Below are 14,869 nucleotides of genomic sequence, written 5' to 3' on the forward strand. Positions count from 1 at the left end.
TTCCTCATCTTCTCCAACCCCGTCTTCGCCACCTGCAACGGGTCCTGGTTCCAGTATTCGCGGTTGAAAAGCTCGAGAGAAAGGATCTTGGGTCCACGCATGTTTTTGAGATCGGCGATGATCTGCTTCATCGGGGCGGCGCCGTCACCGGGATAGATGCGGTCTTTGTCTTCCTGTTTTTCGCGGGGAATGGTGTTGGGATAATCGTTCATGTGGAAGATCTCGATCATGCCACCGTCGATCATTTTTAGTCCGTCAAATCCGGAGTTGCCACGGAAGAGGTGATAAACATCTGCCAGGATGCGTGCACCCGGGTCGTTGGCCACCGCAGCAGCCATTAGTGCCTGGCCGATATGGAAGAACCGCGATGCACCCCAGAACTCGAGCTGCGGTGTCACGCCGGTTTCGCGGCCCAGGGCAATGAGGTCCTTGAAACGTTCACCTACCTTGAACATATCGAGTTGTGTGGTGGCGCTTACGCCGGCAGAAGGTGCTGCAATGCGTGGGCAGTCCAACGCAGCCATCATCTCCATTTCTTCGCGCATTTGTTTGAAGCCTGCCTTGCGTTGTTCATCGTCGTCGATCATCCACGGTGCGAAGCCGATGGCGTTCACCATGGGAAGTTTGGAGTCGCGCAGCAGTTTTTTCAGGGCCGTGAGCGACCCTCCGTTATTAAGGTAGGCTTTCAGGTCGGGAACCCAGAGCTCGATGCAGTCGTAGCCGGCGCGCGCAGCGATGTCGATGTATTTTTCAACGCCCAGCTTTTGCCCCATGATGGTGGCGGTGTTCAGTGAAAATTTGAACTTGTTGTCAGTTTTCTTTTTTTCTTTCGCAGAACCTTGAGACCCGAAAAAGACCAGGCCTGCGGTTGCGGATGTGGTTTGTATTGCCTGTCGCCTGTTCATAAATTTCCTTATATGATGGAAATGGAATGGTTCAGAAAGCCGCCGGGAAGCAGCACCCGAAGCCTTAACTCACCAAGGTATGAAATCCTGCGGAGGTGTTCACCCTTTTTTCTTCTAAGTTTATGATTAGTGACGCGGGGGCCGTTGAGCGCATTAAATGCGACATTTCAGCCTTTTACAATATCATGAACCGATTGTTTCTTTTTAAAAAAATAGGAACTTTGCCGTGGCTTTATTTCACAGCATTCATTTGAGAACCGCTGACATGCTTACCATAACCTGTATCGGGGTCGGCGCCCTGATCATGTTGCTATCAGTTTTGAAAACATCAAAGCTGCGTAAGATGCTTGTCGCGGGCATCAACACCATGCGCTGGAAATGGCTGATGAGATTTATGATCGTGTTCCTCATCGGCTACGTGATGGTGATCATACTCATCCTGGCCGGATATCAGGAACCCATCCTGCTCGTGACCGGCCTTGTTTTCCTGCTCGGCGCATGTTTTGTTTATTCCATCGTACACAGCGCCAAAAGTCATATCACCAGGATCTCCGAATCGAACGAGCTGCTGGCCAGCAAAAACGCAGAGCTGCAAAAGATCAACCTTGAGCTCGATCAGTTTGCGTACCGTACATCACACGATCTGAAAGCTCCCGTGAATGCGCTGAAGGGCCTGGTGCGTGTGGCGGAGCTGTCTGAATCGCGCGAGGAGATCGCACATTGCCACGGGCTGATGAAGGAACGAATTTCCAATCTTGAAGACCTGATCCGCGATATTCTTGACCTCTCCAAAAATTCCAGAACGGAAGTCAGCCAGGCCATGGCCGATGTGCGTGACATTGTGGAGCAGCTGGTGAACAGTCTTGTGAGCAAGGAAGCACCGGTGAAAGTGCACATCGAAGGACCGCAGAAGCTGGAAGCCTATATCGACACCACACGTTTCAAGATGATCGTTGGCAACCTCCTGTCGAATGCGCTGCAGTATGCCGACCTGTCAAAGAAAGATCCGTTCATCAGGGTTAAGCTCTGGAGCGAAAGGCAGTTCTTCTATGTGTCTGTTAAGGACAACGGCGTTGGAATAGAATCCGAGTACCTGGAAAAGATCTTCGCCATGTTCTTTCGGGTTACGGATGATTCCATCGGCTCGGGACTTGGCCTGTACATCGCAAAAGAAGCCACGGAAAAAATGGGCGGCAACATTGAAGTTGTTTCCAGAAAAAATGAAGGCTCGGAGTTTATCGTTAAGCTTCCGCATACTGCGATGAATGCCACATCGGGCGCATCTCCCCAAGCTTAGCAGCCCGCGCAGCATTGATCCATTGCTTTGCTGTTACACATTCAAAGATCATCATGACTGATAACCGGCCATTTCGGAGGTTGACCGTTATTGCCCACTGTTTTTAACCGGGAAATTCAAATTTTGCAGCGTACAGATCAATCTGAAAATAATACACCCATGATGAAATACTGTTTTGTTCTCATAGCAAGTTTCCTGTGTCTTGTATCCATGGCGCAGCCCGAGAATGCAGCCAGGCGCAGAAATTTCAACAACGACAATTTTGTGGCCATGCGCGAGTTCGATCCCGTGAGCTATTTTCAGGGCAAACCTGCCAAGGGCACTTCCAAATTCTCTCACGATTACAAGGGTATCATTTATTATTTTGCCAACGAGGCCAATCTCGAGGAGTTTAAAAAAGCTCCCGGCAAATACGAGCCTGCTTATGGCGGATGGTGTGCCTATACCATTGCGCTCAATGGCGAAAGGGTAAAAGTGCTTCCCACTGCTTACAAGATCTCCGACGGCAGACTCTACCTCTTCTATAATTTCGGCGCCGACAACAGGCTGATCAAGTGGAACCAGGACGAGAAAAAATTCAAAGCCGCCGCGGATAAGAACTGGCAGCGGTACATGCATTGAGTTTAAAGTTTTAAAGTTTAAAGTTTGAAGTTTGAAGTTGGAGTCTGGTGTCGGGTATGGTTTTGGATAGCCATCGATCAGCACCCGGTCAGGTAATTTACACCGGACTAACTTTAAACTTTAAATTTTAAACTTGTAACTTCGGTCATGATCCACGTAACCATCACAGAAACAGATTCAACACCGCTGGGAGATATGGCGGAGCTGACCCTGGATAAGTCGTTTGAGCCAGCCATCGGTATGATCCTCATGGACGAAGATAGCCAGACCTGGGAAGTGACGGGAACCCTTCACGATGTGAAACGCACCACCGGCGACGATCTCACTTCCAAACGCTGGACCTTTCAATGCCGTCCCGTAAACACCGACAAACCGCTTCATACCGGCGATTACAAACTCATTCACTAATAGATACGAAGTACGAGAATTAGGTACGAAGTACGAGGTACGAGGTACGTAGCGCCCCGATCGTAGCAAGTGCGCCAGCACAAATCGTACCTCGTCCCTCGTACTTACTACTTACTCCTTACTCCTTACTTCTATACATCTCCATCACCTCCCTCCATCCCTTCTTCTCCGCCATAGCAATTATCACCGTGGTCAGTCGCTTCGATTTAGTCTGTGCCGTCTTTGCGCTTTCGATCCAGCCACTGAAATAATGTTGATGCGACTTGGGCAGTGTCTTGAAAAAATCATAAGCGCCGGGTTCATCTTTCAGGCAGCTGATGAGGTCGGCAGAAAGTTTCAGGGTGCGCTCATCGAGCTCGGCCTGCACCTGAACGGTATCGCCTGCAGCTTTTCCGGTGCCCTTTCGCATGGAGGCATTGAAGGGCAGCATGAACTTTCCTTCGCCGGTTGGTAGAAGAGCAGTTTTCTGGATCTTGTGCCGGTCGAGCATTCCTTTGATGCGGAATGATTTCCGGCAGCCGGGATTCAGCTGTTCCGCGTGACGTTTGCTGAACTCGATGTAGCTCCATCCTCCGGGTGCATTAAACCGGTGGATCTTCGCAGAAAACTTGATCATTTGGCGAAAGTAAGATGTGTTTCACAACAGCGCAAGGTGAAACTGATGCAATGTCAGCGCTGTGGTAGTCCATGGTCCATAGTCGATAGTCCATAGCAAGAGGGTGAACTGTCGCGTGTTGTGTATCAATTCAAATTTGTTCGAAGAATACTTTCAAAAGTCAACACTGCCCGGCCATGGTCCATGGACTATCGACATGGACTTAAAGTAAATCCCATTTTTTTCGATACTCCCTTCCTAAAAATTCATTCGCCTCCCTATCACCCCTGAATTTTTCCTTTTTGGTATTCCATTCCAGCTTGCGTCCACCGAGCCGCCATGAGATCAAGGCAAGGTGCATGGGCAAGGTCATGTCGCGCACGTAGGCCAGGTTCGATTCAGGCTGCCTGCGCGATTTCACAGCGTTCACAAAATTCTGCTGATGGCCCGGAGAGCGTTCCAGTGTCTGAGGCACGGAAGAAATATCCTGAACGGTTTCTCCGTTGATGGTGATGGCGCGTGTCTGGTAATCGCAGATGAGTGTTCCTTTGTCGCCTTCAAAGTATGCGCCGATGTTGCGCTCGGCTGCGCCAGGCACGTTGGGAGGAAGGGTGGTCCAGTATAATTTCAGGTTTTCAAATTCAAAGTCGGCATCCACCCATTTCGGCGCACTGGCAACACCATCGGTTTTTTCGCCACGGGCTACCACACTTCTTAAACCTTTCGGCTGAACCGCCCACCACACAACGTCTGCGATATGGCACCAGAAGTCGGCAAACACGCCGCCGGAGTAGTCGAGAAAGTACCGGTAATTCAGGTGACATTTTTCGGGGAAGTAGTCCGAGTAGGGGGCAGGACCGAGCCACATATCCCAGTTCAGCGTGGAAGGCGGAGTTTGCGCTTTGGGAAATCCGAGGCCTGGAGAGAAACCGTTCTTCCATAACCGCACGGTGTGTACTTTGCCGATGGCGCCCGACTGGATGATCTCCACAACGCGGTGATAGTTGTCTCCGGCGTGGATCTGTGTTCCCAGCTGGAAGATCCTGTTATGTTTGCCGAGCTGTTTCAGCATTTTCTGTCCTTCCTTCACGTCGTATGACAAAGGTTTCTCGCCATACACGTCTTTGCCCGCCTGGAATGCCAGCATGGCGATCTGTGCGTGCCAGTGGTCAGGCGTTGCAATGGTCACGGCGTCGATGTCCTGGCGGTCGAGCACATGCCTGAAGTCTTCATAACCTTTGGCCTGGCTGTCGGGCTTCAATGTTCTTAAGGTCTGCAGTGTTTTGTTCAGGTGGTCCTGGTCCACATCGCAGAGCGCCACGATCTCCACATCGGGCAATCCGGCAAACCATTTCATGTGCTGGTTGCCCATGCCGCCCAGTCCGATGTGCGCTACCCGCAACGTGTCACTGGGTGCAGCCTTCAGTATCATGGATGGCAGAACAGACAGGCCCACGGCGCCGATAGTGCCGAGCCTGATAAAATCGCGTCTGGAGATGTGTGAGCTCATATTGAAGTGTAAGGATTGATCGTACCCTAAACTAATAAAATGTTTTGATCCCACCGTCTGTAAAATGGTGGTCGGTGACCGGTATCCGGTAATCGGTAACCGGTATTTGGTAACCGGTTTAAGTCGTCTGCACTGTCCATGAATTACTGACTACCGATCACTGATCACTGATCACCGATTACTATTTAAGGTGTGTGTAATGTGTGTGTATTCTATGCTGATAGTCTCACTAATCCTGTTAATCCTGTTAATCCTTTAATCCTGTTAATCTTTTAATCCTGGTTTAATCCTGGTTTAATCCTGTCAATCCTGTAAATCTTTTAATCCTGGTTTAATCCTGTTAATATTGGGTATTCAACCTTTACTGTAATCATGCAACAGAACATCACCAGAACTTTTTATTCTCTTATGCTCGTGTCGGCATTGGCCGGCCTCACATCCTGTGGTTCAAAGTCTGCTTCACCTGAAGCCAAAGCGGCCTTTGAAAATGTTATACCCATGCCTGTTTCAGCAACAACATCGGGCAGCGCATTTTTTATCACAGATGAAACTGTGATCATTGCAGACTCTTCGCAGGAAGTAAGGGCCGCCGGTGAATATCTCGCGGCGCTTCTCAGACCCGCTACGGGCTTCGAGCTTCCTGTGGGCGGCGAAAACACAGCGGCAGCGATCCGCCTTTCGATCTCCGGCAGCGATGCACAACTGGGCGCGGAAGGATATGAGCTCACGGTGGGTGAGGACGAGGTTAAGATCGTAGCCAACCAGCCTGCAGGATTGTTCAATGGCATCCAGACCTTGCGGCAGCTGCTGCCTGAAAAGATCGAAAAGCGTGAAAAGCAACAGGGGCCGTGGGAGATCGCCGGCGGCACCATTCGTGATTATCCGGAATATGCGTGGCGTGGAACGATGCTGGACGTAGCAAGGCATTTTTTCAGCGTTGAGGATGTGAAACGATACATCGACCTGGCGAGCTATTATAAGATGAATGTGCTTCACCTGCACCTGAGCGACGATCAGGGATGGCGCATCGAGATCAAGTCATGGCCCAACCTCACGAAGGTGGGCGGAAGCACAGAAGTAGGTGGAGGTGAAGGAGGTTATTACACACAGGCACAGTATTCAGACATCGTTGCTTACGCACAAAGCCGTTATATGACGGTGATCCCTGAGATCGATATGCCGGGTCACATCAACGCCGCCCTGGCTTCTTATGCAGAGCTGAACCCGGGCTTGCCTATCAAACGCGAGGCCGGAGGACCCGTCAATCCCGCGCAGGCGGAGTCACAAGAGCTGAATGCCAAGCCGGTGCCTGGTCAGCTTTACACAGGCATTCAGGTAGGCTTTAGCACGCTGAGCGCCAAGAAAGAGATCACTTTCAAATTTGTGGATGACGTGCTGCGGGAGCTGGCGGCCATCACACCCGGCCCTTACCTGCACATTGGTGGCGATGAAGCTGCTGTCACCAAGAAAGAAGATTACATCGTGTTCATCAACCGGTTCAGGGAGATGGTGCGCGCCCATGGCAAGAAGATGATCGGGTGGGAAGAGATCGCGCAAGGAGATATCGATTCTGCTGTTGTGGTGCAATACTGGAACTCGCAGAAGTACGCCAGGATGGCTGCCGAAAAAGGTGCGAAGCTGCTCTTTTCTCCCGCCAAGAAAGTTTACCTCGATATGCAGTACGATTCCACCACCAAGCTCGGTTTGCATTGGGCCGCTTATATCGAAGCCGACTCTTCTTACATCTGGGATCCTGCCACGTATGTTGAAGGCATTTCGAAAGAACAGATCGTAGGGGTAGAGGCACCGTTGTGGACGGAGACCATTGCCAATATGAACGATCTCGAGTACATGGTATTCCCCAGGCTTCCGGGTGTTGCCGAGATCGGATGGTCTGCCTCGCGCAGCCGCAGCTGGACTGAATACAAGGCCCGTGTCGGCAGGCAGGCCAGGCGTTGGAAGGAAATGGAGATCGATTACTATCCTTCACCGCTGATCCAATGGGTTGAGTAGATCGGCACGCGCTGTTACTGTACGATCTTTTAGAATAGGCACACGAGACGTCACTACGGGCTGCGCTGGAGCAGGTCGGAAGTGACGTTTCCCATTCATGCCTTAAGCCCCTTGTAATACCTGAGAACCCCCGGATCTCGCCTGAACCCCAGGCTTTGGAGCATCGAATGATGGACCGAAAGGGTCTAAAAAGCCCCTTTGGAGCCTGAAAACCCGTCTTTTACAGCCGCTCAGGGGGGTATAGAATGATTTCCGTCGAAAATGCCTGCTATGAAAATAAAAGAATGTTAACTTTATAGGTACAAACTAATTACGTTGAGTGATTGGCCTTTCCTGTAACTTTTAGCCGGGAGGCTTTTAAATATATACATACACATAACCCAAAAAGAAGCATTTAAGGAAAGTATTTTATGGCGAAATCAAGAGATACCTTCAATAAGCAGGAGGTTGAAAAGAACAAAGAGAAGAAGCGGAAGGAAAAAGAGCAGAGAAGGGAAGAAAGACGGGCCAACGCAAAATCAGGTGCCAGCCTCGAGGACATGATGGCCTACGTTGATGAGAACGGTAACATTACCTCCACACCTCCGGATCCTACCAAAAAGAAGGTTATCCGTGAAGAAGACATTGTCATCGGTGTTCCCCGCCAGGAGCATGGCGCAAAGGCGGATCATGTCAGAAAAGGAAGGGTCACCTTCTTCAACGACTCAAAAGGCTATGGGTTTATCAAGGACCAGGATACACAGGAAAGTATTTTCGTTCACGTGAATGCCGTAGGCGGACCGATCAAGGAGGGAGACAAAGTATCTTTTGAAGTTGAGATGGGGCCAAAAGGTCCTAACGCCGTAAGGGTTAAAGTAGGAGGATAACTTCCTGCACGTACATCGCTACGGAATCAAAAAAATAAAAGGCTATCTGATGAAGATAGCCTTTCGCTTTTATGGGTGTTATGAAAGCCGGGTCTTATTTCAACTCGATCGCTGTACAGCCATTGCTAGTGATAGTAACGGTACCACCCCAGGTAGTAGGTGTGGGCGTGCCGCTGGCGTGCCACTTGTATCCGGTAGCCCTCCAGCTGTACGACTTCGGTTCCAGTCCGCCGAATTGCGCAGCACCTGTGCTTGAAGAAGCACATCCTGGCGACGATGCATGCTGCTGTGTTATGAATGCCGATTGTTCGAAGCTGCCTACCTTCACATACACGTTGATTGCATAACCGGTCTTTTTCAGGTTGGTGTAAAATACAGCATTGCCTTTTGCTGCCGGCGTTGTTGTGCCGCCTCCACCGGTTGATGAATTACAGGTATAAGTGCTGCCTTTTTTATACCAGGTGGCGGTATTTGTATTGATCGCCTGCTGGGGCACACCTACGAGCAGGTTGGCGCCGTCTTTTTCGAACTGCAGGGGAAAGGTGATGCTGTTACCGCTCACCACAAAGGTCATCGACTGCGGATAAGACGACTTGAATGTACCAATGGTCTCCTTGCCATCGGCACATGCCTTTGCCGTGCTGCCGGAGAGATAAAGATAGGCGGTTCTCACACCGTCGTTCCGGCTCCAGTAATTTCCGGTTACAGTCTGGCTGGGTGAACCTGATGTGCTTCCTGAGCCTGTTCCTGTGCCGGTACCCGTACCCGTTCCGGAGCCAGTGCCTGTACCGGTGCCAGTTCCTGTACCTGTTCCTGTGTTGTTGGGCGTGGGTTCTTCAGGCTCTTCTGTGATACACGAAGAGAAAGAAAGCATCACGGCAAACGTGAATAATGCGAATAGATATTTCATGTGATTGGGGATTAAAGCTTTGACCAAACGTTATATAGACATTCCGTTATCGGATCATTTTACGGTGGCGCAGGTTGAACGGATGATCAAAACTATCGCCATTGGATGCGGGATGAAATACCCATATAATGGTATTTTGATCTGCAACTGGCTATTTAGCCAGGCAAATGTTGCTGATCGATTGTATGAGTTGTTCATTAGTTAGACGCAGTCATCCCTCTCTTCAAAAAGAGAGGGACCGAGGGTGAGTTTTGGATTCATCATGCTGAATGTTGATCTTGGTGCATTCAAGCATCACAGATGGCCACGCAGCGATCCATAACAGCATCCCTTCTCGGCAACGAGCTCGTCTTTACAACTTCGCGCAGCAGCGGCCCGGGCGGACAGAATGTTAACAAAGTGGAGACGAAAGTGACCGTCAAGTTCGATGTGATGAAGTCGCTGGTCTTAACGCCGGAAGAGCGTGAAGTGATCCTGAAAAAGCTGCATTCCAAGATCACCACCGAAGGCGTGCTCGTGATCTCGAGCCAGGACAGCCGCTCGCAGCTTCAGAACAAGGAAGCCGTGATCGCAAAGCTGGAAGCAGCGCTCGCCAAAGCCTTCGAAAAAAAGAAAGCCCGCAAGGCTACCAAGCCCTCCAAATCCGCCACCCAGGACCGCATCAGAAAAAAGAAACAGCAGGGCGAGAAGAAGAAGTGGAGGCAGAGACCGGAGTAAAAAGTTTAAAGTTTAAGGTTTAAAGTTTGAAGTTTAAAGTTGCCGGTTGCCAGTTACCGGTTGCCGGTTTCGGCCTGTGTAAAATGAGGAGGTCAAGCTTCGATTCATGGGCGCGTCTCAAATCTCATGTCTCACATCTCCCCTTGAAACACAGAACGTAAAGGCGTGCCGCTCACGAAACCGGCAACTGGCAACCGGTAACTGGCAACCACCTTGCGCTTCTTCTAAATTTTTACGTTCTTCATAGACTTGCTTCGGGATCTTAAACCAATCCTGTAAATCAAAAGAATCCTGGTTTTATGAGGAGAAGAAATTTTATCAAAGGTACTGGCGCCGCGCTGGCAGGAAGTATCTTACTTGGTGAACGTGCTTTTTCAGCGGCCAAAGTATCGCAGGCCGACAAGATCAATATCGGCGTGATCGGCTGCAACGGCATGGGATGGTCTAACACCAACTCGCTGCTGAAAATGCAGGATGTAGACCTGATCGGCATCTGTGATGTTGATAACAACGTGATCCGGAAACGCCTTGCGGATTACGCCAAGCTTCGGACCAACGTGCCCAAGACCTATACAGATTACCGTGAGCTGCTGAACGATAAGGACATCGATGCGGTAGTGATCGGCACACCGGACCACTGGCATTGTAAGATCATGGTAGATGCCGTGAAGGCGGGCAAACATGTTTACGTGGAGAAGCCGATAGCCAACAGCATCGAGGAGTGCAACATCATGGTGGCGGCCCAGGAAAAAACGGGCAAGGTTGTGCAGGCGGGCCAGTGGCAGCGCAGCGGACCGCATTACAGGAAGGCGATCGAGATCGTGCGGTCAGGAGTGCTTGGCAAGATCAGGCTGGTGAAGGTGTGGGCGTATCAGGGATGGATGAACCCTGTGCCGGTGCTTCAGGATTCTCCCGTGCCCGAAGGTGTAAATTATGATATGTGGCTGGGACCTGCTCCCAAGCGAAACTTTAACGCCAACCGGTTTCATTTTAATTTCCGGTGGTTTTGGGATTATGCCGGCGGACTGATGACAGATTGGGGCGTGCATGAGATCGATATTGCCTTGTATGCGATGCAGGCCTCGGCACCCGTCTCCGTGATGGCTGCCGGAGGAAAGCTGGCCTACCCTGACGATGCCTCCGAAACGCCTGACACGCTGCAGGCAATATTTCAATACGAGAACTTCAGCATGCTGTGGGAGCACGCCACGGGCATCGACAACGGTCCCTATAACCGCCGCGAGGGCATTGCCTTCATCGGCAACAACGGAACCCTGGTGGTTGACAGGGGCGGATATGAAGTGATCGTAGAGCGTGTGGCCAAAGGATATTCAGGCTGGGGAGATCCCAAAATGCAGCCCATAGAAGCCTACCGCAAACCCGATGACCTGAACTACCTAGACCTGCACACGCAGAACTTCATCGAGGCTGTGAAAAAGAATGATCAGTCGCTGCTGAACACACCTATCCGCTCGGGTAGTGTTGCCGCCATCAATGCGCAGATGGGCAACATCGCATACAAAACGGGCAGCAAGGTTTTCTGGAACGCGAAGGCTGGAAATTTCGGCAGCAATAAAGAAGCAAATAAGCTGATCAAATCCCAGTATCACAACGGATGGGAGCTACCGTCGGTTTGAGGTTTAAAGTTTGAAGTTGCAAGTTTGAAGTTGAAAGTCTGGAGTTTCAAAGTTGAGCGGTTTGGTTGCCAGTTGCCAGTTGGAGTCGTGTGGATAGAGCAGTACCTGGCTTCGATTCAAGAAAAGTTTTTAAGTTCAAGCCTCAGATTAGCGCAGATTTTTTGAAGACTCTGCAAAAATCAGCGTAATCTGCGGGAAATTGCATTTATGAACGGAACAGTCAGAGCAAATATTAAGAAGGGCATCAGGGTGAAGATCGTGTTGAAAAAAGATCAGCGTACGGGCGCACTTACGGAAGGTGTTGTGAAAGATATTCTCACCAGTGCACCGAATCATCACCGTGGTATCAAAGTACGCCTGGAAGACGGTCAGATCGGAAGGGTCCAGGAGATCCTGGGGTGAGTAAAAAAAGGTGTGCCCCCGGAGTTTGCCTCCGGGTCCCGCCTTGCACCGATGCTTCAATCAAGGCACACCATGAATATCATTTCTTAGCGTTTCGTTACGTCTCTTGCAGAAACGCCAACGGCGATCACTTTCCCGTCAGGTCCGTAGAGCGGCGAGTATTTGAGGCTGTAATCGAGCTCCATGCCACTGTTGGAATAGTGCTGTGCGACCTCGAAGGTTTCTCCTGCCAAAGCACGATCGTATAAAGCTTTGTTATGCTTCTTTTCCTCGTCTGTGGTGTAGAACACCAGCGCGTCCATACCCTTTTTCACTTCCACGCCTGTGGCCTTCACTGACTCTTCGTAGGTTCTGTTATAGTTGAGCACTCTGTAGTTGCGGTCAACCGTGAAGATCGAATCGGCCGAAAGGTTGATCAGCTCGTCCTGCATGCGTTCCTTGACCTGCATCTCGTTGAGGATGCGCTGCATTTCTTCCTGCGTCGTGGAGAGCTCCTCCATATTCTGGCGCAGCTCTTCTTCCTGTGCTTTCAGCTGTTCGGCTTGCTGCTGCGCATCTTTCAGGATCTTTTCCTTTTTTTCCTGCGCTGTTACGGTCTCGGTAATATCTCTGCTGAACACCACCGCCTCGAACACATCACCTTTGTCGTTCCTGAGCGGTGTGTAGTTGTACTGGTAGTGGAGCACCATGCCGTTGTTAACGGTGCTGGTAACATCCTCGAAAGATTCGCCGCGAAGCACCCGGTCGTACACATCGATCTGTTTCTGTCGCTCTTCACCCTGGTACCAGTCGATGGTGCTTAATCCTTTCTCCGCCTTCATGCCGAAATACTCGAGTGTTTTGCCAAAGGGCGCGTTCCAGCTCACCAGCTTGTAGCTCCTGTCGATGGTATACACTATGTCTTTCGAAGCGTTGAGGATCTGGTTCAGGTAAGTTTCCTTTCCCTGCACCTGTTTCAGTACACGCTGCATTTCTTCCTGCGTAGCCTGAAGCTCTTCCATGTTCTGCCGCATCTCCTCTTCCTGCGACTTCATTTCTTCTGCGTGCTGCTGGGTCTCTTCCAGCAACTGCTTGGTGCGTTGATTGATCTTCACACTCGAGATGGTGGAGGCGATGCTTTCACCCAGCCGTTCAACAAACTCGATCTGGTATTGTTTGATAGGCTGAAACGAAGCCAGCTCCACCACGCCAAACACTTTGTCTTCGATCTTGAGTGGAACGATCAGCAGGTGCCTCGGCAGCGCGTCGCCAAGACCCGAAGTGATGCGGATGTAGTTTTCCGGGATAGTGGTCATGTAAACCGTTTCCTTTTCAAACAACACCTGCCCGATGATGCCTTCTCCTTCGTTGACCCTGTGCTCGTGATGTTTCTTCCGGCTGTAGGCGTAACACGCAGCCATTTCCAGGTGCACGTCTTCAGCGTTGTCATCGTTGAGGATGTAGAGCGCGCCCTGGTTGGCGTTCATGTATTTGATGAGGTTGCTGATGATCTGCTCCGCCAGCTCCTTCGATTTATCATTGTTGGAGCGCAGGATATCGACAAATTTGGCGAGCCCTTCGGTTACCCAGTTGCGTTCCTTTTCCTCCTGCGCGATCTTTTTCATCTGCTCGCGCATGCTCATGAGCGAGGTGGTGAGCACGTTGGACCCGTTCTGTTCTTCAATTGCCTGAAGCTGGAAATCCAGGTTGCCCTTTTCTATTTCCCGTATAAATTCTGTGGCCGTTGAAATGTGATCTTTTTGTTGCCGGGCCTCTGCCTCCAGTGATTCGAGCTTTCTTTTTTTAATGAATGTATACGGAAATTTTCTCATGCGGTGGATTAAAGCTTTTAGTGTTTTTCTGCCCCCTCAATCGGCAAACGTTACAAATTCAAGGTCAAATGTAGAAGTGGCACGTCTGATGTAATGTCAATTTCCGGCCAAAACCTTACTTTGGTAGTTCACGGTGTCTTTTTTCTCAAAAGAAAATTGCCTGACCTTTTTGTGCATTGCTGCAGAGGCCAGGCAATAAAAAAAGCCACCCCAGACGGCGGGGTAGCTTTTCTCTCCGGTACTAAAACATTGCTGTTTCAGTTTTTCCACTTCCTGTCGTCACTTCAAAGATCACAACCGGTGCCAGTGATGCCTTCACCTGGCTCAGATTAAAAACCACTCCGTAATTACCTGAAATCTTTACACGCTCTTCGTGCAGCAATTCGTGCTTGTTGCTATAGATCTTCACATTTACCGTTTCCTGACCGTTGGTAGCAACATTCACCAAATATTTGTCTGACGTTCCGGGGATTTGCGATACGCGCACAAAGGAGGTCACTTTGTTCATGAAATATTTTACTTTTTCAACCTGTTTGCCATGCTTGTCTTCAAGTGTGATGGTATACTCTCCCTGCGCCAGCTCCATGAAGTTGTAAGGGCGTTTGAAAGACGCTACGTTGTTCAGTATTTCAGTAAATACGATCTGGTTGGCGTTGTTGCTGATCGTGATCCTTACACGGCCAGCTTCGGTTGATTTATAGAATACATTATACACAGCACTGTTGTTGGCCGGTATGATTGTGAAAGTAGCAGGAGAGTCTGCCAGTGCCGAAACAGCGAACAACAAACATGCACAAATAGAGGAAGCAATTTTTGAATTCATTTTTTTTATTTTTTTGATCTGTGTTTGATAACGCAAAGATGGTGGGTGTGTTTCGATGCCCCGGCGCAAAGCGGGCGTCCGTTCGATCTGTGTAAGGAAACGGCCCCGAGTGAACTTTCAGGATTTTCTATTCTGCCGGCTGGGTTTCACCAAACAGATATCACAGGGTTACAGAAAAAATGAGGTCGCCGCAGATTTTTTGAAACAAAAATGAAATGTTATTCTGTGATTGACCCGGAAAACATTTTTTGCAAGCGCGATTTCAGGCTGGAAAACGTGTTTGAGATCTTCAGGTATCCGGTCTTATGGTGTTTTTGGTGGCGGTGAAGTATGAAAAGGTGAAGAAAAGCACCA

The 14,869-nt window shown here is 50.0% G+C and carries 14 protein-coding genes; 8 read left to right on the forward strand and 6 right to left on the reverse strand.

What is annotated here, in order from left to right:
• On the reverse strand, positions 1-905 hold a 905-nt coding region (locus KK083_RS27135), incomplete at its 3' end, for a sugar phosphate isomerase/epimerase family protein (protein WP_254169283.1).
• Positions 906-1,170: 265 nt separating this feature from the next.
• Between KK083_RS27135 and KK083_RS27140 the strand changes: the two genes are divergently transcribed.
• From KK083_RS27140 to KK083_RS27150, 3 genes are all read left to right on the forward strand, one after another.
• Positions 1,171-2,202, forward strand: a complete 1,032-nt coding sequence (locus tag KK083_RS27140) for a sensor histidine kinase (protein WP_254169284.1) — start codon at positions 1,171-1,173, stop codon at positions 2,200-2,202.
• Between the two features lie 159 nt (positions 2,203-2,361).
• Positions 2,362-2,823 (forward strand): YHS domain-containing (seleno)protein, encoded by a 462-nt coding sequence (locus KK083_RS27145; protein ID WP_254169285.1) that lies wholly within the window; start codon positions 2,362-2,364, stop codon positions 2,821-2,823.
• Between the two features lie 147 nt (positions 2,824-2,970).
• Positions 2,971-3,231, forward strand: a complete 261-nt coding sequence (locus KK083_RS27150) for a hypothetical protein (RefSeq protein ID WP_254169286.1) — start codon at positions 2,971-2,973, stop codon at positions 3,229-3,231.
• Between the two features lie 118 nt (positions 3,232-3,349).
• Here the strand turns inward: KK083_RS27150 and KK083_RS27155 are convergent, their stop codons facing one another.
• Both KK083_RS27155 and KK083_RS27160 read right to left on the reverse strand, forming a co-directional pair.
• A complete protein-coding gene (locus KK083_RS27155; RefSeq protein ID WP_254169287.1) occupies positions 3,350-3,847 on the reverse strand; it encodes a YdeI/OmpD-associated family protein in 498 nt (165 codons plus the stop codon).
• Positions 3,848-4,049: 202 nt separating this feature from the next.
• Positions 4,050-5,336, reverse strand: a complete 1,287-nt coding sequence (locus KK083_RS27160; RefSeq protein ID WP_254169288.1) for a Gfo/Idh/MocA family protein — start codon at positions 5,334-5,336, stop codon at positions 4,050-4,052.
• Between the two features lie 372 nt (positions 5,337-5,708).
• On the opposite strand from KK083_RS27160, the gene KK083_RS27165 reads away from it, so the two are divergent.
• Both KK083_RS27165 and KK083_RS27170 read left to right on the forward strand, forming a co-directional pair.
• Positions 5,709-7,349, forward strand: coding sequence for a beta-N-acetylhexosaminidase (locus KK083_RS27165; RefSeq protein WP_254169289.1), 1,641 nt, complete (start codon positions 5,709-5,711; stop codon positions 7,347-7,349).
• Between the two features lie 410 nt (positions 7,350-7,759).
• Entirely contained in the window at positions 7,760-8,215 is a 456-nt protein-coding gene (locus KK083_RS27170; RefSeq protein ID WP_254169290.1) for a cold-shock protein, read from the forward strand.
• Between the two features lie 94 nt (positions 8,216-8,309).
• Here KK083_RS27170 and KK083_RS27175 read toward each other — a convergent pair whose 3' ends face one another.
• On the reverse strand, positions 8,310-9,125 hold the full coding sequence (locus tag KK083_RS27175) for a hypothetical protein (RefSeq protein ID WP_254169291.1): 816 nt from the start codon (positions 9,123-9,125) through the stop codon (positions 8,310-8,312).
• Positions 9,126-9,425: 300 nt separating this feature from the next.
• Here KK083_RS27175 and arfB point away from each other — a divergent pair, with 300 nt between their 5' ends.
• From arfB to KK083_RS27190, 3 genes are all read left to right on the forward strand, one after another.
• On the forward strand, positions 9,426-9,842 hold the full coding sequence (arfB, locus tag KK083_RS27180) for an alternative ribosome rescue aminoacyl-tRNA hydrolase ArfB (RefSeq protein WP_254169292.1): 417 nt from the start codon (positions 9,426-9,428) through the stop codon (positions 9,840-9,842).
• A 299-nt stretch (positions 9,843-10,141) separates the two neighbouring features.
• The gene (locus KK083_RS27185) at positions 10,142-11,479 is read left to right on the forward strand and encodes a Gfo/Idh/MocA family protein (protein WP_254169293.1); all 1,338 of its coding nucleotides are present in this window, start codon (positions 10,142-10,144) and stop codon (positions 11,477-11,479) included.
• 207 nt (positions 11,480-11,686) lie between these two features.
• Positions 11,687-11,881, forward strand: a complete 195-nt coding sequence (locus tag KK083_RS27190) for a YwbE family protein (RefSeq protein WP_254169294.1) — start codon at positions 11,687-11,689, stop codon at positions 11,879-11,881.
• A gap of 86 nt (positions 11,882-11,967) precedes the next feature.
• Here the strand turns inward: KK083_RS27190 and KK083_RS27195 are convergent, their stop codons facing one another.
• Both KK083_RS27195 and KK083_RS27200 read right to left on the reverse strand, forming a co-directional pair.
• Positions 11,968-13,692: a PAS domain-containing protein gene (locus KK083_RS27195; RefSeq protein WP_254169295.1), complete on the reverse strand. Its 1,725-nt coding sequence runs from the start codon at positions 13,690-13,692 to the stop codon at positions 11,968-11,970.
• A gap of 241 nt (positions 13,693-13,933) precedes the next feature.
• Complete coding sequence (locus tag KK083_RS27200) at positions 13,934-14,515, reverse strand: hypothetical protein (RefSeq protein ID WP_254169296.1); 582 nt, start codon at positions 14,513-14,515, stop codon at positions 13,934-13,936.
• Positions 14,516-14,869 lie beyond the last annotated feature (354 nt).

The organism is Chryseosolibacter histidinae, from assembly GCF_018598225.1.
GTDB classification, from domain to species: Bacteria; Bacteroidota; Bacteroidia; order Cytophagales; family Cyclobacteriaceae; genus Chryseosolibacter; species Chryseosolibacter histidini.